Raw genomic sequence first — 19,039 nt, forward strand, 5'->3', positions numbered from 1 at the left:
ACCCGCTGCACTCAACACTTTCAGCATCTCGGTCATCCGAGATATCCAACAAGCGCAAAAAAGAAAACCTGCCACAGACAGGCTGCGGCAGGTGAACACTTGACTCAAGTCATATAGATTTCAACGAGAACGGCACAAGCTTTCAGGCAGGCTCAAACTCGAAGTTGTCGATGTACAGGGCAGCGCCCCCTGCAGGTATCCAAAACTGCGTGATCGGCCTATGGGGTGAAGTGAAGCTGAACTTTGTAGTGTAAACCGGTTGACCGGCAGCAAACTGAGGTGTCTTTACAGTGGCCGTACACACACCATCTACCCCATAGAACAAAACATCTCTGCTCGACCCGCTTATAGAGATGATGTCAAACGACACCCGACGCGCAACTGCATTTAAAACGAAAGAAACACTGGCATTACCATGCACATACAAATGACTTCCACGCATAGGCGGCCGACAATCGCTAACCACTATTGATGCGCTCCCAGCACCCAGCCGAACCTTCATGGATGGGAACTCATTGACTTTACCCACCATCAAGACACCACCTGGGTGCGATTCGAGCCCCTCATATACCGGATACACTTTGAACTTACCTTCCAGCGTCAGAGTGACAGGTTGCGAAAGGCCTTTTTTACCCGACGGATAATGCTCAACCTCGTAAGTCAAAACTACTTTTGACTGCCCCTCCAGGCCCGAATAGTCCATTGCCGCCAGCGTTACTTCCTGCTTCCCAACAACCTTGACCTGGTGTTTCTTGATGGTCACTCCATTCAGTTTTATTTGAATCAGATCGTCTTCGGCCATACCGTGATAGCGTGGCACTTCCAGCACCAGACCATCGGGGCCGATGGCACCCAGATCGAGTTTGCCCTGGCTGGCGGATGGGACAGTCAGTGGCGGGTACATGTTTTTCAGGATGTCCGCCGTCGCGATCAAGAAAGTAAAGTCTTCGGACAGTCTCGAAGGCTTGCCCTCCCATTCGACCCTGTAATAGACCCACACCCGGACCGGCTTGTCTCCCTTGGGCTGAAGCTTGTCTGCGGGAATCTTGAAATGGCTCAGTACACCCCCTGCGTCCAATTTCTGCGGCACCTCATGGTATCCACCCTCCGACGTCTCCCAGTACAAAGTAATCGTGCACGGCCTGGGTTGTGCAGCTTGCTCAGGCACGAACACTTGCATGTCGTACTCGTAGGCTGGCAGGCCTGGATTCAGGGTGTTCTCCAGCAACTCGGGGGTGGTAAAAGGTGGCGGCAGCGTTTCTGCCGGTTCGCCCACATCGTAACTAGCGACTTGAGATTTCAGTTTCTGCTTGCCACGAGTGATCTCGTAGCTAACATCGACCCACCCGCCATCGAACGGCTTGATAAATTCTGCGCCCTGCAGACTAATTGCCAAAACCTTGCCTTTATGTTCCTCGTCCATAGTGTATATTTTGCTGCTCATTATCTTGACACTGCCATCGGATGCGGTGCCAACCCACTTAACGGTAACCGTATCGCCCTTGAGCAATGCCGCCTCGACAGGGACCAGTGCATGGACATACTCGTGATCGGCACTGATCCAATAGTCCTGGTTGTTGTCCACGTTCAGCGTCGGCGCTGGCAAGTCGGTTGCAGCCCCCTTGATATGGACGAAAGCCGTTTTAGAGTACGTGTTGACACCGTTGCGCGTCAGTGTGTAACTCAAGCGCACGCTACCACCAGACAATACACTCACGATCTGCCTGGGGACATTAAAGGTATATGTCGCGCTGTCCTGGACAAGCTCTTCGGAGCCAAAGGTATGCTCAATCCATTGGCCAGCATGCGTCGTTCCGCTCCAGTTCAAAACGAGTTTATCTTTAGCCTTGAACTGCCCCGTGACCCTGACCACGACATGATCTGCATGCAGCTCACTCAGATCGATCTCACCGATGACAGCGCCGTCGCTGCCCAGCACCACCGGAGCATCCAGTAGTTCGGCAGCCTGCAACTTGACCGTGACAAATGCATCTTTCGACCATTCGGACTCACTGCCCACCTCATTGGCCACGAAGTAGTAGACCGGCAACGCCGTGCTGTCACCAGCGGCCTTGATAATATTCTCATCCACCTCGATCACGATCGCCGCGTTCTTGTCTTTGACGACATACGTGACAGTTTGATCTCCCCAGTAGAGTGTGATGACGTCCTGGTTGTTTTTATTGCGGTAATCGGGGATACGTACCTTGACCTTAGCCTTGGCTTCTGCGCTACCGATTATCTTCGAGGCCGGCAATTCGACCACCGGCGCGGCCAGTTCTTCACCGGCACCCTCGCCACCGAGCACGCCTGGCTTCCCCATGAGCACGAGGGTGGCGTTTGCGGGTGAGTATCGAAGGTTGGCAGTATTCGGGTTCAACAAAAAGCGCAACCAGCTTTCACCTTTAGGCACCTTGTCGGCGGGTACGCGCAAACTCAAGTATTTACCAACGTTGCCAGCAGTGACTTCAGCTCTCTGAACCACCGCCTCTCCCCACAAGAGAAGGAGCCGGTCACCTGCCTTCATGCCTGGATACGCAGGAACAATTACCAACAAGCCCTCATCATGCTCGTTGAGCAATTCATCGCTTATGCCTTGGTCTGCCTTGGAAAGGCCTTTTACCGCACCGTAAACCATCGGCCGTGGCAGTTCGGACGGCGCATCATTCGGGTACTTCTTCTTGAGCAGTTCCGCGAAACCAGACAGTTCGTTCTGGATCTGGGCGGTTCCGTCCGAGTCATCCTGGAAGATAGTTGCATTTTTGAGCGGTAATTGAGTACTGCTATCAATGGTTGACATCTTCGACTCCCTGCGCGTGGCGTGTTGATATGACGACACCAAGGTATAAACAGAACTCAGTCGTCAACAACTGGCAAAAATGACAGGTCGGTCAGTGCGCAGGCATTCTTCGACCGTGCTATAGGCAGCTCGTGACAAGCCCGACGAGACTTGATCCGTGCAAGTGCGCTAGGCTTACCCTTTTTACCTGAGGAGCATCCCCATGGCCCGCGCCACCGCCCGCCACATCCTGGTCAGCAGCGAAGACCAGTGCAACGAACTCAAGGCCCAGATCGAAGCCGGCGCCGACTTCGCCGAAATCGCCAAGGCCAACTCCACCTGCCCCTCCAGCCGCCAGGGCGGCGACCTGGGCTCGTTCGGCCCGGGCCAGATGGTCCGTGAGTTCGACACCGTGGTGTTCAGCGCGCCGCTGAACGTCGTGCAGGGTCCGGTGAAGACCCAGTTCGGCTACCACCTGCTGGAAGTGACCAGCCGTCAGGACTAAGTCATCGCCGACGATGACCGGCCTTGTAGGAGCGGATTCATCCGCGAACGCGTCAGGCCAGGCAATGGTGTTGCCTGGGAGGGCGCTATCGCGGATGAATCCGCTCCTACAGGCTTTCTGTGGCCTGATGTTGTCGTGCATGGCCAACGCCGCCCCGAGCCACGCCCTCACCGTCTACGGTGAAGCGCCCCGCTACCCCGAACGCTTCCAGCACTTCGCCTACGTCAACCCCGACGCCCCCAAGGGCGGCAGCCTGCGCCGCTCGGCCCTCGAGATCGGCCAATTCGACCATATCCTGCCCTACATCGACAAAGGCATCGGCGTCAGCCAGGTCGATGGCTGGCTGTACGCGCCCCTGGCGCTGCGCTCGCTCGACGAGCCCTACACCGTCTATGGCCTGATCGCCCGGCGCATGGAGCGTGGCCCGGACGACGCCTGGCTGCGTTTCGACATCGACCCGCGCGCCACCTTCGCCGACGGCAAGCCGGTGCGCGCCGAGGACGTGCGCTTCACCTTCGAGCTGCTGATGAGCAAGGGCAGCCTCAAGTACCGCACCCAGTTCGCCGACGTGGCCCGGGTGACGGTCGAAGGCCCGTTGTGCGTGCGCTTCGACTTCAAGCAGCCCCACGGCCGCACCCTGCCGCTGGACCTCGCCAGCCTGCCGGTATTGCCCGAACACGACTGGCAGCAGCGCGACTTTGCCAACGGCGCCGGCTTCGACAAGCCGGTGGGCAGCGGCCCGTACCGTATCGAGCGGATCGACAACGGGCGCAGCATCACCTTCGAACGCGACCCGAACTGGTGGGCCAAGGACTTGCCTGCCACCCGTGGCCAGTACAACTTCGAGCACCTGCGCATTGAGTACTTCGGCGACACCGAGGTGGCGCGGCAGGTGCTCAAGGGCGGCGGCTACGACTACAACCGCGAGTTCTCCGCCACCGCCTACACCCTGGGCTACAACGGCGCGGCACTCGATGACGGGCGCCTGCAGCGTGCCCAGCTCGGCCCGGCCAAGCCCCAGGTCGCCCAAGGCTTCGTGTTCAACCTGGACAAGCCGCAGTTCAAGGACCGTCGCGTGCGCCAGGCCCTGGCCCTGCTCTGGGATTTCGAGTGGAGCAACCGGCAGATGATGCGCAACCTGTACATCCGCCAGCAGAGCCTGTTCTCCAACACCCCGCTGGCGGCACGTGCGCTGCCCGACGCGGATGAGCTCAAGCTGCTCGAGCCGTTGCGCGGCCAGGTGCCGGACGAAGTATTCGACAAGGTGTTCACGGCACCGGTTACCGACGGTTCGGGCATCATCCGCCCTCAGCAACTGCAAGCCCTTGCGCTGCTCCAGGCCGCAGGCTGGCACCCGGAGGGCGACCGCCTGGTGAACGCCCAGGGCGAGCCGCTGAGTTTCACCTTCCTCAATGGCCAGCCGGGCATGGAGCGCCTGCTGCTGCCATGGAAACGCAACCTGGCGCAGATCGGCATTGAGCTGAACATTCGCAACGTCGACTCGGCGCAGTACGTCAACCGGCTGATGGCCCGCGACTACGACATGATCGTCACCGGCTACCCGGTGACCCTGTCGCCGGGCAGCGAGCTGTACAACTACTTCGGTTCGGCGGCGGCCAACGACCCGGGCTCGAACAACCAGATGGTGCTCAAGGACCCGGCCGTGGACCACCTGATCGACGGGCTGGTGCGCGCCAGCACCCAGGCCGACATGCTGCGCCACGCCCATGCCCTGGACCGGGTGCTGCAATGGAACTACTACTGGATCCCCAACTACTACCCGCCCGGCAGCTCGACCGTGTGGTGGAACCGTTTCGGCCTGCCCAAGGTGCAGGCCACCTATGACGAAGGCCTGGACACCTGGTGGGAGGTCAGCCCCACAGCGCTGACCAACCAACAGATGGATGCACTGCGGAACACTTCACCATGACCGCCTACATCCTGCGCCGCCTGCTGCTGATCATCCCCACGCTGCTGGCGATCCTGCTGGTCAATTTCGCCATCGTCCAGGCCGCGCCGGGCGGCCCGGTGGAGCAGGCGGTGGCGCGCCTGCAAGGCATCGGCGGCGGCGCGCCGGGTGCCCGGGTGGAGGCCGTGCACAGCGAGTCCCGCGCCACCCGCGGCCTGGACCCGAAGCTGATCGACGAGATCAAGCGCCAGTACGGCTTCGACAAGTCGGCCCCCGAACGCCTGTGGTTGATGCTCGGCCAGTACACCCGGCTGGACTTCGGCCAAAGCTTCTTTCGTGGCGCCAAGGTCACCGACCTGATCCTCGACAAACTGCCCGTCACCCTGTCGCTGGGCTTCTGGGCGACGCTGATCACCTACCTGGTGTCGATCCCGCTGGGCATCCGCAAGGCGGTGCGCCACGGCAGCCGCTTCGACGCCTGGAGCAGCGCGCTGATCGTGATCGGCTATGCCCTGCCCTCGTTCCTGTTCGCCCTGCTGCTGATCGTGCTGTTCGCCGGCGGCACCTCGCTGAACTGGTTCCCGGTGCGCGGGCTGGTGTCGGACGACTTCGACCAGCTCAGCCTGCTGGGCAAGCTCGCCGACTACTTCTGGCACCTGGTACTGCCGGTGGGCGCCCTGGTGATCGGCGGCTTCGCCACGCTGACCCTGCTGACCAAGAACGCCTTCCTCGACGAGATCGCCCGCCAGTACGTGGTCACCGCCCGGGCCAAGGGGCTGAGCGAACGCCGGGTGCTGTACGGCCATGTGTTGCGCAACGCCATGCTGCTGGTGGTGGCCGGCCTGCCCCAGGCGCTGATCACCGTGTTCTTCGCCGGCTCCCTGCTGATCGAGGTGATCTTCTCCCTCGACGGGCTCGGGCGCATGAGCTACGAGGCGGCGGTGTCGCGGGACTACCCGGTGGTGTTCGGCACGCTGTTCATATTCACCCTGGCCGGGTTGTTGATCCGCCTGGTCGGTGACCTCTGCTATACCGCGCTCGACCCACGTATCGACTTCGACGCGAGGGCGCACTGATGCTTTCCCCGGTTTCCCGACGTCGTTTCAGGCGTTTTCGCGACAATCGCCTGGGCTGGGTCTCCTTGTGGCTGTTCGCCGGCCTGCTGTTGCTCAGCCTCGGCGCCGAACTGGTGGCCAACGACAAGCCATTGCTGCTCTCGTACAAGGGCGAGCTTTACACCCCCGCGCTCAAGCGCTACACCGAGCAGCAGTTCGGCGGCCAACTGCCGTTCCAGCCCGACTACCGCAGCCAGTACGTGCGCCAGCTGATCGAGGGCCAGGGCGGTTGGATGCTGTTCGCGCCGATCCCGTTCAGCGCCGACACCCCCAACTATGACCTGCAGGTACCCACCCCAAGCCCACCCAGCGCGAGCAACTGGCTGGGTACCGACGACCAGGGGCGTGATGTGCTGGCCCGGGTGCTGTACGGCACCCGCGTGTCGCTGCTGTTCGCCTTCGCCCTGACCGTGCTCAGCGTGCTGATCGGCGTGACTGCCGGCGCCTTGCAGGGTTACCACGGCGGTTGGGTCGACCTGCTCGGGCAACGTTTGCTGGAGGTGTGGTCGGGGCTGCCGGTGCTGTACCTGCTGATCATCCTGTCCGGTTTCGTCGAGCCAGATTTCTGGTGGCTGTTGGGGATCATGGCGCTATTTTCGTGGCTTGCCCTGGTCGATGTGGTGCGCGCCGAGTTTCTCCGCGGGCGCAACCTTGAGTACGTGAAGGCCGCACGGGCGCTGGGTTTGCCGGACAACCAGGTGATGCTGCGGCATATCCTGCCCAATGCGATGAACGCGACGCTGACCTACATCCCCTTCATGCTCACCGGGGCGATTACCACCCTTACCGCGCTGGACTTCCTCGGTTTCGGGATGCCGGCCGGCAGCGCCTCGCTGGGCGAGCTGGTGACCCAGGGCAAGCAGCACCTGGAAGCGCCGTGGCTGGGCTTTACCGCGTTCTTTGCCCTGGCGCTGATCCTGTCGTTACTGGTATTCATCGGCGATGCGCTGCGCGAGGCGTTCGACCCACGCCGGTAACCCTGTAGGAGCCGGCCTTGCCGGCGAACCGGGCGACGCGATGGATGGCACCGGCTGCGCCGGTGTTCGCGGCTGAAGCCGCTCCTACACGTACTTTTCAATTGAGCTTCGCTACCATGCACGACAACCTCAAGGACTACCCCCAGGTCCGCCAACTGGCGATCCGCTCGCTGTTCGAGATCATCGAGCAGTCCAGCGAGGGCACGGTGATCGTCGACCGCCAGGCGCGCATCGTCTGGATGAACGAGCGCTACGCCCGGCGCTTCGGCCTGGCCGACGCCGCCAGTGCCATCGGCCAGCCCTGCGAGGCGGTGATCCCCGGCAGCCTGATGCGCGAAGTGGTGAACAACGGCAAGCCCATCCTGCTGGACATGCTCGACACCCCCAACGAACCGCTGGTGGTGATGCGCCTCCCCATCCACGACGACCAGGACAGGCTGATCGGCGCCATCGGCTTTGCCCTGTTCGACGAGCTGCGCAGCCTGTCACCGCTGCTCAAGCGCTATTCGAGCATGCAGCAGGAACTGGCCTCGACCCGCTCGCAACTGCGCGCCCGCCAGGCCCGCTACAGCTTCGCCCAGTTCGTCGGCAGCAGCGCCGCCTGCCTGGAAGCCAAACGCCGTGCGCGCCGTGGCGCGAGCAGCGACTCGCCGGTGCTGCTGCTCGGCGAGACCGGCACCGGCAAGGAGCTGCTGGCCCATGCCATCCATGCCGCCTCGCCCCGGGCGCACAAGGCGTTCGTCAGCATCAACAGCGCGGCGATACCCGAGACCCTGCTCGAAGCCGAGTTCTTCGGCACCGCCCCCGGCGCCTTCACCGGCGCCGAACGCAAGGGCCGCAGCGGCAAGCTGCAACTGGCCGAAGGCGGCACGCTATTCCTCGACGAGATCGGTGACATGCCGCTGGCATTGCAAAGCAAGCTGCTGCGGGTGCTGCAGGAGAAAGAATACGAACCGGTGGGCTCCAACCAGATGCTGCGCAGCGACGTGCGCATCATCGCCGCCACCTCCATCGACCTGCAAGCGGCGATGGCCCGCGGGGCGTTCAGGGCCGACCTGTATTACCGGTTGAATGTGCTGCCGATCGACGTGCCGCCGCTGCGTGAACGGCTGGAGGACCTGCCAGCGCTGTGCGAGGCAATCCTTGCCGAGCTGGGCAGCCAGTACGAGCTGGACGCCGAGGCCCAGGCGCTGCTGGGGCGGCATGCCTGGCCAGGGAACATTCGTGAACTGCGCAATGTGCTGGAACGGGCGACGTTGCTGGCGGACCAGCCGCGCCTGGGGGTGCAGGAGCTGAAGAACGCCCTGGGACCACTGAGCCCGGTGGCGATCGAGACGACTCAGCTGGACTATCGTGAGGCCTGCGCACGGTTCGAGCGCGGCTTGATTGTGGATGCCTTGGCGCGGCATGCCGGGAATGTGCCGCAGGCCGCGCAGGCGTTGGGGTTGGGGCGGTCTACGCTGTACAAGAAGATGGTCGCGCTGGGCATTGAGTCTCAATAATGAGATTTTTGTTTCAAATTTGAGATGCGTGACCGGAGAGCAGCAGCGCCTTTGAAACCGAGCGCCGCCCACGCGGCGCATCGCGGATGAATCCGCTCCTACAGGTGCCCGAAAAGCCGTGGTGAATCACATGTACGGCACGTTGCGATGCGCCGCGCGGGCGGCACTCGATCTTGAACACGCAACAAAGCTGTTGCCTGGCCAAGAAGTCTCAAATACGAGACGAAATACGCTTGGTTTTTTGTATTGCTCAATAAAATCAATAACTTAATAGTTGGCACGATTCCCGCTATCTCCCCGGCAACCATAAAAACAATACCCTGGAGACCCCTCGATGACCGTGCTCATCGCCCTGGCTGCCCTCGCCCTGCTGATGCTCGCCGCCTACCGCGGCTACAGCGTCATCCTGTTCGCCCCCATCGCCGCCCTCGGCGCCGTGCTGCTCACCGACCCGTCAGCGGTGGCCCCGACCTTCACCGGGGTGTTCATGGAGAAGATGGTCGGCTTCATCAAGCTGTACTTCCCGGTGTTCCTGCTCGGCGCCGTGTTCGGCAAGCTGATCGAACTGTCCGGCTTCTCGCGCTCGATCGTCGCCGCCGCCATTCGCCTGCTTGGCACCCGCCAGGCGATGCTGGTGATCGTGCTGGTCTGCGCCCTGCTCACCTACGGCGGCGTGTCGCTGTTCGTGGTGGTGTTCGCCGTCTACCCGTTCGCCGCCGAGATGTTCCGCCAGAGCGACATCCCCAAGCGGCTGATCCCGGCGACCATCGCCCTGGGCGCGTTCTCCTTCACCATGGACGCCCTGCCCGGCACGCCGCAGATCCAGAACATCATCCCCAGCACCTTCTTCAACACCACTGCCTGGGCCGCGCCCTGGCTGGGGCTGATCGGCACGCTGTTCGTGTTCTGCACCGGCATGCTCTACCTGCAGCGCCAGCGCAACAAGGCCCAGCGCCGCGGCGAAGGCTATGGCAGCGACCTGCGCAACGAACCGGAAACCGCCGACGACCTCGCCCTGCCCAACCCCTGGCTGGCCCTGGCCCCGCTGATCCTGGTGGGGGTGATGAACCTGCTGTTCACCCACTGGATCCCGCAGTGGTACGGCGCCAGCCACACCCTGCAACTGCCGGGCATGGCCGCGCCGGTGCAGAGCGACGTGGCCAAGCTCACGGCGATCTGGGCGGTGCAGGCGGCGCTGCTGGTGGGCATCCTGATGGTGCTGGTGTGCGCCTTCGGCACGATTCGCCAGCGCCTGGCCGAAGGTACCAAGAGCGCGGTAAGCGGCGCCTTGCTGGCGGCGATGAACACGGCCTCGGAGTATGGCTTCGGCGCGGTGATCGCCTCGCTGCCAGGCTTCCTGGTACTGGCCGACGCCCTGCGCGGCATCCCCAACCCCTTGGTGAACGAAGCCATCACCGTGACCCTGCTGGCCGGTATCACCGGCTCGGCCTCCGGCGGCATGAGCATCGCCCTCGCCGCCATGAGCGACAGCTTCATCGCCGCCGCCAACGCCGCGCATATTCCCCTCGAGGTGTTGCACCGGGTCGCGGCCATGGCCAGCGGCGGCATGGACACCCTGCCGCACAACGGCGCGGTGATCACGCTGCTGGCGGTGACCGGGCTGACCCACCGCGAGGCGTACAAGGATATTTTCGGTATTACCCTGATCAAGACCCTGGCCGTGTTCGTGGTCATCGCCACGTTCTACGCCACCGGCATCGTTTGAGGAGAACGGCATGACGCTCAAAGGCAAGACCGCACTGGTCACCGGTTCCACCAGCGGCATTGGGCTGGGCATCGCCCAGGTACTGGCCGAGGCCGGCGCGAACATCCTGCTCAACGGCTTTGGCGACCCGGCACCGGCCCTCGCCGAAATCGCCCGCCACGGCGTGAAAGTCGCCCATCATCCCGCCGACCTGTCCGACGTGACGCAGATCGAACAGATGTTCGCCCTGGTCGAGCGCGAGTTCGGCGCGCTGGATATCCTCGTCAACAACGCCGGCATCCAGCACGTGGCGCCGGTCGAGCAGTTTCCGGTCGAGGCCTGGGACAAGATCATCGCCCTCAACCTGTCGGCGGTGTTCCATGGCAGCCGCCTGGCGCTGCCGGGCATGCGCGCACGGGGTTGGGGACGTATCGTCAACATCGCCTCGGTGCATGGCTTGGTAGGCTCGACCGGCAAGGCCGCCTACGTGGCCGCCAAGCATGGCGTGGTCGGTCTGACCAAGGTGATCGGGCTGGAGACCGCCACCAGCAACGTCACCTGCAATGCCATCTGCCCAGGCTGGGTGCTGACCCCGCTGGTGCAGAAGCAGATCGATGATCGTGCGGCCAAGGGTGGCGATCCGCTGCAGGCACAGCACGACCTGCTGGCCGAGAAGCAGCCGTCCCTGGCCTTCGTGACACCCCGCCACCTCGGCGAACTGGTATTGTTCCTGTGCAGCGAGGCCGGCAGCCAGGTCCGCGGCGCCGCCTGGAATGTCGACGGCGGCTGGCTCGCCCAGTGAGGGTGGGCCGTGCGGCTCGGTCCCCTATGCAGTGGAGGTTCCCATGAACGATGTACTCTGGCGCCCCAGTACGTCCCGGATCGAAGCCAGCCGGATGGACGCCTTCCGCCGCCGGGTCAACCTGCGCTTCAACCTCCAGCTGGACGACTATGCGGCCCTGCACCGCTGGAGCATCGAACACCGTCCACAGTTCTGGCAGACCCTCAGCGAGTACTTTCACGTTCGTTGGCATGAACCGCCCACTCACGTGCTGGAAGAAGGCCCACGGATTGCCGACGCCCGCTGGTTCACCGACGCCACGCTCAACTTCGCCGAACACTTGTTGCAGCGGCGCGATGATCGCACCGCCGTGATCGCCGTGCGTGAGGATGGCACCCGTCGCCAGCTCACTCACAACGAACTTGCCGCCCAGGTGGCCGGCTTGCAACGGGCTTTTAAGCAAGCCGGCATCCAGCCCGGCGACCGGATTGCCGCCGTGATGCCCAACACCTGGGAAACCCTGGTGGCCATGCTCGCCGCCACCAGCCTGGGCGCGGTCTGGTCAAGCTGCTCGCCCGAGTTCGGTACCCACGGCATCATCGACCGCTTCGGGCAGATCGCCCCCAAGGTGCTGATCGCCTGCGCTGGCTGCGAGTACGCGGGGAAAGCGCTCGACCTGGTGGAGAAGATCAACCAGGTCACCGAGCAATTACCGAGCCTGGAAACAGTGCTCGTCGTGCCCTACACACGCTCCAATACCCTGGCAGACGAGTTTACCCACGCTAACGCCAGGCTCTGGGACGACTTCTGTAAACCCGGTGGCGCACCGATCTTCACCGCGTTGCCTTTTGACCACCCGCTGTACATCCTCTACTCCAGCGGCACCACGGGCGTGCCCAAGTGCATTGTCCACCGTGCCGGTGGCGTGCTGCTGCAGCACCTCAAGGAGCACGGCCTGCACAACGACCTCAAAGCGGATGACGTGCTGTTCTACTACACCACCTGCGGCTGGATGATGTGGAACTGGCTGGTAAGCGGATTGGCGGTCGGCGCCACCGTGGTGCTGTACGACGGCTCGCCCTTGCACCCGGGCCCCGAGCGCCTGCTCGACCTGATCGACGCCGAAGGTATCCAGGCCTTCGGCACCAGCGCCAAGTACCTGGCGGCGCTGGAACAGGCCGGGGTGGAGCCGGCGAAATCCCATCGCCTCGACAGCCTGCGCCTGCTGCTCAGTACCGGCTCGCCGTTGTCGCCGCACAGCTACGACTACGTGTATACCCGAGTCAAACCCGATGTGTGCCTGGCGTCCATGTCCGGCGGTACGGATATCGTCGCCTGTTTCGTGGCGGGCAACCCGCTGCTGCCGGTGCGCCGTGGTGAAATTGCCGGCAAGGCGCTGGGCATGGCGGTCGAAGTGTGGAACGCGCACGGCAAGCCGGTGATCGGCGAGAAAGGCGAGCTGGTCTGCACCCAGCCGTTCCCGTCGATGCCACTGGGTTTCTGGGGCGACGACGATGGCAGCCGCTACCACGACGCCTATTTCAGCCAATTCGAAAATGTCTGGTGCCAGGGTGACTACGCCGAGGAGTATCCCGGCGGCGGCCTGGTGATCCACGGCCGCTCGGACGCCGTGCTCAACCCGGGCGGGGTGCGTATCGGCACCGCGGAGATCTACCGCCAGGTGGAAAAGGTCGAGGAAGTGCTGGAAAGCGTGGCCATCGGCCAGGACTGGGGCAACGACATCCGCGTGGTACTGTTCGTGCGCCTGCGCGACGGCCTGCAACTGGACGATACACTGCGCCAGCACATCCGCCAGGTGATCCGCCAGTACGCCACGCCGCGCCATGTGCCGGCGGTGATCGCCCAGGTCACCGACATCCCGCGCACCCTCAGCGGCAAGCTGGTGGAGCTGGCGATCCGCAATGTGGTGCATGGCCTGCCGGTGAAGAACACCGATGCCCTGGCCAACCCCGAGGCGCTGGAGCAGTTCCGCGACCGTGCGGAGCTCAAGGCGTGAACCCTTTGTAGGAGCGGCTTCAGCCGCGATGCGAGCAACGCGATGCGTGGCACCCGCTTCGCGGGTGATCGCGGCTGAAGCCGCTCCTACAGAGGCCATCGTCAGGCATAATGGCGGCCTCCATCTGCCGTTCGAAGTACAGGTACCTCGCCATGAAAGCCCAAGCCCGCCACATCCTGGTCAAGACCGCTGACGAAGCCGAGAAGCTCAAGCAGCGCATCGCCAACGGCGAGGCCTTCGACGTGCTGGCGAAGAAGTTCTCCACCTGCCCCTCCGGCAAGCGCGGCGGCGACCTGGGCGAGGTGCGCCCGGGCCAGTTGGTCGGCGCCATCGACCAGGTGATCTTCAAGAAGCCCCTGCGCGTGGTGCACGGGCCAATCAAGAGCAAGTTCGGTTATCACCTGGTGCAAACGTTCTACCGCGATTGATCTCAACTCGTCACCTGGCATTTCTGCCAGTTGTCTGGCAGCGGGCATTTACCTACAACTCAGGCAGTTCCGAATGGACACGGAGACCTGCCAATGCGTTATCTGCCCCTGCTTGCGCCTATCACCCTCCCCCTGCTCACACTGCCACTGCTCGCTCACGCCCAGACCCTGACGGTTTCACCGGGCGACAACCTGGGCGCGGTGGTGCAGACCGAAGCCATCGACGACGTCATCATGACGGGCGGAACCGTCGACTCCCTCAACCAGCGTGATGGCTACGACACGTTCAAGATGACCGGCGGGCATATCAAAGGTGTCTTCGAGAATGGTGACTCGGCCAGATTCGAAGGTGGCACGATTGGACGGGTGGACCTCAATCTCGCCAACAACGTATTCATCATGTCCCAGGACACGGCAGTTGACACTCGCATCGAGGGCGACCTGCTGAGTGAACGTGGCGACGACACGTTCACCCTCCGTGGCGGCAGCATCGGCGGCCGGGTCTACACCGGCTCCGGCGACGACCGAGTAACCGTCAGCGGCCTCGGCGGCAAGACCCAGCTCACACGCCTCGACGGTGGCGCCGGCAATGACAGCCTGGTCTTCCAGGGCAGCCAGCTCAGCACAGGCACCGACTACACCTACTGGGAGGTGATCTGGCTCAACGACAACAGCCATCTACGCCTCGATGACACCCTCACCCTGGGTGACGGCACCAGCGCCACTGGAATACTCACCATCGACGCCAGCAGCACACTGTCTTCACGGCAAGGCATGGTAGCGGCATTCATCCCTGGCCAGAAAATCACCGTACGCAACGCAGGACTGATCGACCTGAGCACAGGCAACGATGCCCAAGGGCGCCTCACCCTGAACGGCGACTACCTCGGCGACAACGGCACGCTGAAACTCAAGAGTGTGCTGGCGGGTGACGAGGCGGCCTCCGACCGCCTCGTGGTAAGCCTGGGCAGCATTTCCGGCAGCACCAACCTGCAGGTCGACAATCTCGGCGGTGCAGGCGCAGCCACGGCGCGCAACGGCATCCAGGTGGTGGAGGCCCGCGAGGGCGCTACCAGCGGCGACACGGCCTTCGTCCAGACCCAGACGCTTTCGGCCGGTGCCTACGACTATCGCCTGTTCAAAGGTGGCGTGACCGCTGGCAGCGAAAACAACTGGTACTTGCGCTCCACCCTGGTGGCGCCGCCGCCAGCCAGTGCGGGTGAGCCAACCATTCAAGTTCCGATTGCCGCGCCTGCCCCAGGCCTGGATGCGCTTCCCACGCCAATCCCTGGCCGGAACCTTCCCTTGTATCGCCCCGAAGTGCCGGTCTATGCCTCAGCTGCCCGGGGCGCCGCGATCATCACTCGGCAGGCCCTGGGCACCTTTCACCAACGCCAGGGTGACCAACACCTGCTCGCCGGCAATGGCGCGCTGCCCGCAAGCTGGGGCCAAGCCTACGGTGGTCACCTGCGCCAACAGTGGAGCGGCACGGTCAGCCCAAGCCTGGATGGCAACCTGCATGGATTCAAGGTGGGCCAGGACCTATATGCTCATGCCAGCGACAGTGGCTATCGCCAGCACATGGGCCTGTATCTCGGCCACAGCCGATTGGATGCCGACGTCAAGGGTTTCGCCCTGGCGGTAAAAGATCGCCGTGTCGGCGACCTGAAACTCGATGGCGACAGTGTCGGCGCCTACTGGAGCCTTGTCGGGCCGCAGCGCTGGTACCTCGACAGTGTGCTCCAATACACCCGCTTCGACGGCCGCGCCCGCTCCGATCGTGGCGGCAAGCTCGATATCGATGGCCATGCCTGGGCGGCCTCGGTCGAAACGGGCTATCCCATCGCCTTGTCACATCAGTGGACGCTGGAGCCCCAAGCCCAGCTGATTGTCCAGAAGACCGCGCTGGACAGCGCCAGCGACAGCGTCTCGCACGTCAGCCACGATGCCCAGGTCGAATTCACCGGTCGCCTGGGCGTGCGCCTGGAGGGTGCTTTCGAGCATCTGGGTGTGCGCCTGCTGCAGCCCTATGTCCAGCTCGACCTGTGGCATGGGGACGGTGGCCGCGACACCCTGACCTTCAACCATGCGGACAGGATCAAGACCGACTACCGCTACACCTCGCTGCAACTCGAAGCTGGCCTGGTCGCCCAGATCAGCGATGCGCTGAGCCTGCACGGCGCAGTGCTGTACAGCGGCAACCTCGACAGCCGCCAGCAGGAAGCCAGCGGCGTGAACCTGGGGGTACGCTGGCAGTTCTAGCGACGGGCAGCCAGCAACCCAAGCCCGGCAGCACCCAGCAGCGAAGCACTGACACGATTGAACACCCGGCGCGGCCCCGGGCGCTCGAACCAGCGCTGCAGGTAGGCGCCCAGCCCTGCGTAGATCGCGATGGCCGCCCATTCCAGCAGCAGGAACAGCACGCCCAATTGCAGGAACTGCTCGCTGACCGGCGTGGCGCCGCCTACGGTGACGAACTGCGGCAGGAAAGCGGTGAAGATCAGGATCGCCTTTGGATTGCCGGCCGCCACCCAGAACTCCTGGCGTGCCAGTTTCCAAGTGCCGCGCGGCTGATCCCCCGCCACCTGCGCCTCGCCCACCGGCGCCCGCCACAGTTGCCAGGCGATATAGAACAGGTAGCCCGCGCCCAGCACCTTGATCGCCAGGAACAGGTATTCGCTGGTGTGCAGCACCACCGCCAGGCCCATGGCGGCCAGGGCGATCATCCCGCTGAACGCCAGCAGCCGGCCGCCACCGGCCACGCAAGCGGTGCGCAGGCCATAGCGGCTGGCATTGTGCAGGGACAGCAGGTTGTTCGGCCCTGGGGCCATGTTCAGGGCAAAGCAGGCAGGGATGAACAGCAACAGGCTCGACAGGTCCATTCTTCTTCTCCTTCAAGGACCCGTGCAGCGTCGCGCCGCCCCGTGCTTGGGTCAAGCACAGTCGCCCGGCAAATGGCCGCAACAGTCGCCAGCGATTACACTGCTGCCGTCTGCGGATACCCCTGGCCCTTGCCATGTCTTCTTCAAGCAGTGAAATCTGGCACGACCCGGCCCTGCCCCATGTCGAGAGCCGGCGCGCCTGCCACAGCCGCGCCTGCTACAAGGCCCACAGCCATCCGACCTTTTCCATCGGCGCGGTGGATGCTGGTTGCAGCCGCTTTACCGGCGCCGGAGTAGGTGAAGTGCGCCTTACGCCCGGCACCCTGGTGCTGGTCCCGGCGCAGCGGGTGCATGCCTGTAACCCAGAACCTGGCCAGGCCTGGAGCTACCAGATGCTGCACCTGGACGCCGACTGGCTGCGCGGCTTGCGCCTGGAGTCCGGGGTCGCCGCTGGCGAGCCTGGGGCGCCGGCGCGGATCAGTGTTTCACGGGGGCTTTATCGGCAGTTCTGCGCGCTCAATGCACTGCTGTTTTCACCCGCCGCGCCAATCGAGAAGGACGCGGCGTTGGTGACGTTCATCGGCGACCACGATTTCTCCGGGCATCCTGCGTTACGACCAGCCCCGCCGCTACCGCCCTCGATCCTGCAGGAGCTGGTCGCGCGTGTCGATGACGACGACCTGGCGACATTGAACCTTGACCGCCTGGCGCAACAGGCGCAGTTGGGGCGTTACCAACTGATCCGCGCGTTCGCCGCCGCCACCGGCATGACACCCCACGCGTACCTGCTCAATGCGCGGGTGAGCAAGGCGCGCCAGTTGCTGCGCCAGGGGCACGGGTTGGCGGAGGTTGCCTATAAGCTGGGGTTCGCCGACCAGAGTCACTTCCAAAGGGTGTTCAAGGCCCACGCGGGAGTGACACCCGGCGCCTACCGCCGCGCGCATCTGTAGGAGCCAGCCTTGCAGGCGAACGCCTGCCACCACCTTGCAATGCCTTTCGCCAGCAAGGCTGGCTCCTACAGGTATCGGGCGGGTGCAATTTTCTTCAATACCCCGTGAAAGGCTATCGACAGACTACGGTTTTCCCTACACACGAAAACCGTCCCATGGAACAGTTCCTGCTCATCGCCACCGCCCACTTCCTCGCCCTGCTCTCCCCCGGCCCGGACTTCTTCCTGGTCGCCCGCACGTCGGTCAACGCCGGTTGGCGCGTGGCCAGCGGCGCCTGCCTGGGTATCGCCCTGGCCAATGGCCTGTTCATCTGCATGGCCTTCGCCGGAGTGTCCATCCTGCACGATGGCAGCGTGTTGTTCATGGCCCTGCAACTGGCAGGCTGCGGATACCTGATCTACATCGGGCAACGGTTCCTGAGGCATGCCGGGCATGGCAGCCTGGCCAGTGCGCAAAGCACTGGCGCGGGGTCACCCGGCGGTTGGTTTGCCAGCCTGGGCATGGGCTTCGCCTCGGGCGTTCTCAACCCGAAGAACGCGCTGTTCTATGCCAGCCTGGCAAGCCTGGTCGCCAGCGCAGGGGCCTGGGTAAAGTTCGGCTACGGGCTCTGGATGTTCAGTCTCGTCCTGGCCTGGGATCTGTTGGTCGCCCTGGCAATCGGCAACCCGCGGGTGCTGCAACGGTTTGCCCGGGTGCTGCCGTGGCTGGAGCGGGCTTCAGGGATGATGCTGATCCTGCTGGCAGGTGGCGTGCTCATTCACTTGGCATGGGGTTGATCAGTGTCAGCGATGCGAGGTCGAGCAAGCTGAAGTGGCCACTGCCCCAGCCACCCGTATCGAGGTGCCAGACGTTACCGAGCACTTTCATCCTGAGCAACGGTGTATGCCCGACCACCAAGGCACGCAGGCCTTCGACCAGATGCTCGTCGCCTTCCCTCAGGCGCCGCCGCGACCACTGGCAGATCTCCCGCACTTCAGGATCGTCATCGTTGCGCAGGCTTTCCTTGAGCGCCGCCCAATCACTGAACGGGCTGTCCGCATGCAGCAGGCCGATCGGCCCGTGATAGGTTTCGACCTCCAGCGCGATGGGCATCGTCAGGAAGGCATCCACGAAAGGCTGCTGCTCATGCTCCGGCAGGTCGATAAACCAGCCGCCCCCCGCCGCACGGTACATGTCCAGGTCCACCCGGCCGCCGTACAGGTGGTTGATCGCCAGTGTCTCGTGGTTGCCCTGCACCGCATGGAACCAGGGCTCGGCCAGCCATTCCAGGGCTTTCTCGCTGTCCGGCCCACGGTCGACCAGGTCGCCCACGCTGAACAGGCGATCGACTCGCGGATCGAAACCCACATCCTCCAGGCAGGCTTGCAAGCGCTGGAAATGCCCGTGGATATCGCCCACGGCCAAGTCGCGCCCGCGGGTGTTGGCGGCTATCCGCCGGTAACGGCTCATTGCATCGTCCTCTGCGGCGTCCCCGGCACAGGCGTAAAAT

General features: G+C 63.6%; 15 protein-coding genes. 12 read left to right on the top strand and 3 right to left on the bottom strand.

From position 1 onward, the window contains the following. Window positions 1-142: 142 nt before the first annotated feature. On the bottom strand, window positions 143-2,800 hold the full coding sequence (locus PSEEN_RS14570; RefSeq protein WP_011534303.1) for a hypothetical protein: 2,658 nt from the start codon (window positions 2,798-2,800) through the stop codon (window positions 143-145). Between the two features lie 202 nt (window positions 2,801-3,002). Between PSEEN_RS14570 and PSEEN_RS14575 the strand changes: the two genes are divergently transcribed. The 10 genes from PSEEN_RS14575 to PSEEN_RS14620 all read left to right on the top strand — a co-directional run bounded on the left by PSEEN_RS14575 (window position 3,003) and on the right by PSEEN_RS14620 (window position 15,980). Further along, window positions 3,003-3,284, top strand: coding sequence for a peptidylprolyl isomerase (locus PSEEN_RS14575; protein ID WP_011534304.1), 282 nt, complete (start codon window positions 3,003-3,005; stop codon window positions 3,282-3,284). A 94-nt stretch (window positions 3,285-3,378) separates the two neighbouring features. Next, entirely contained in the window at window positions 3,379-5,214 is a 1,836-nt protein-coding gene (locus PSEEN_RS14580) for an extracellular solute-binding protein (protein WP_044488189.1), read from the top strand. Beyond that, on the top strand, window positions 5,211-6,269 hold the full coding sequence (locus PSEEN_RS14585) for a microcin C ABC transporter permease YejB (RefSeq protein WP_011534306.1): 1,059 nt from the start codon (window positions 5,211-5,213) through the stop codon (window positions 6,267-6,269). The genes PSEEN_RS14580 and PSEEN_RS14585 overlap by 4 nt, the downstream gene beginning before the upstream one ends. Further along, window positions 6,269-7,285 carry an ABC transporter permease gene (locus PSEEN_RS14590; protein WP_011534307.1) on the top strand — a complete coding sequence of 339 codons (1,017 nt, stop codon included), beginning with the start codon at window positions 6,269-6,271 and terminating at the stop codon, window positions 7,283-7,285. The genes PSEEN_RS14585 and PSEEN_RS14590 overlap by 1 nt, the downstream gene beginning before the upstream one ends. 116 nt (window positions 7,286-7,401) lie before the next feature. Further along, entirely contained in the window at window positions 7,402-8,787 is a 1,386-nt protein-coding gene (locus PSEEN_RS14595; RefSeq protein WP_011534308.1) for a sigma-54 interaction domain-containing protein, read from the top strand. Window positions 8,788-9,121: 334 nt separating this feature from the next. After that, window positions 9,122-10,513: a GntP family permease gene (locus PSEEN_RS14600; protein ID WP_011534309.1), complete on the top strand. Its 1,392-nt coding sequence runs from the start codon at window positions 9,122-9,124 to the stop codon at window positions 10,511-10,513. Window positions 10,514-10,523: 10 nt separating this feature from the next. Continuing rightward, window positions 10,524-11,294 carry a 3-hydroxybutyrate dehydrogenase gene (gene hbdH, locus PSEEN_RS14605; protein ID WP_011534310.1) on the top strand — a complete coding sequence of 257 codons (771 nt, stop codon included), beginning with the start codon at window positions 10,524-10,526 and terminating at the stop codon, window positions 11,292-11,294. A gap of 43 nt (window positions 11,295-11,337) precedes the next feature. Continuing rightward, complete coding sequence (locus PSEEN_RS14610; protein WP_011534311.1) at window positions 11,338-13,290, top strand: acetoacetate--CoA ligase; 1,953 nt, start codon at window positions 11,338-11,340, stop codon at window positions 13,288-13,290. A gap of 152 nt (window positions 13,291-13,442) precedes the next feature. Continuing rightward, the gene (locus tag PSEEN_RS14615; RefSeq protein ID WP_008095636.1) at window positions 13,443-13,718 is read left to right on the top strand and encodes a peptidylprolyl isomerase; all 276 of its coding nucleotides are present in this window, start codon (window positions 13,443-13,445) and stop codon (window positions 13,716-13,718) included. A gap of 93 nt (window positions 13,719-13,811) precedes the next feature. Next, on the top strand, window positions 13,812-15,980 hold the full coding sequence (locus PSEEN_RS14620; protein ID WP_011534312.1) for an autotransporter family protein: 2,169 nt from the start codon (window positions 13,812-13,814) through the stop codon (window positions 15,978-15,980). Here the strand turns inward: PSEEN_RS14620 and PSEEN_RS14625 are convergent. Next, window positions 15,977-16,600: a LysE family translocator gene (locus tag PSEEN_RS14625; RefSeq protein ID WP_011534313.1), complete on the bottom strand. Its 624-nt coding sequence runs from the start codon at window positions 16,598-16,600 to the stop codon at window positions 15,977-15,979. The genes PSEEN_RS14620 and PSEEN_RS14625 overlap by 4 nt on opposite strands. A gap of 134 nt (window positions 16,601-16,734) precedes the next feature. Here PSEEN_RS14625 and PSEEN_RS14630 point away from each other — a divergent pair, with 134 nt between their 5' ends. Both PSEEN_RS14630 and PSEEN_RS14635 read left to right on the top strand, forming a co-directional pair. Next, on the top strand, window positions 16,735-17,550 hold the full coding sequence (locus tag PSEEN_RS14630) for an AraC family transcriptional regulator (RefSeq protein ID WP_011534314.1): 816 nt from the start codon (window positions 16,735-16,737) through the stop codon (window positions 17,548-17,550). Window positions 17,551-17,705: 155 nt separating this feature from the next. After that, window positions 17,706-18,326, top strand: a complete 621-nt coding sequence (locus tag PSEEN_RS14635; protein ID WP_011534315.1) for a LysE family translocator — start codon at window positions 17,706-17,708, stop codon at window positions 18,324-18,326. Here the strand turns inward: PSEEN_RS14635 and PSEEN_RS14640 are convergent. Then, the gene (locus tag PSEEN_RS14640) at window positions 18,304-18,999 is read right to left on the bottom strand and encodes a metallophosphoesterase (protein ID WP_011534316.1); all 696 of its coding nucleotides are present in this window, start codon (window positions 18,997-18,999) and stop codon (window positions 18,304-18,306) included. The genes PSEEN_RS14635 and PSEEN_RS14640 overlap by 23 nt on opposite strands. Between the last annotated feature and the right edge of the window lie 40 nt (window positions 19,000-19,039).

The sequence above is a fragment of the Pseudomonas entomophila L48 genome (assembly GCF_000026105.1).
GTDB classification, from domain to species: Bacteria; Pseudomonadota; Gammaproteobacteria; order Pseudomonadales; family Pseudomonadaceae; genus Aquipseudomonas; species Aquipseudomonas entomophila.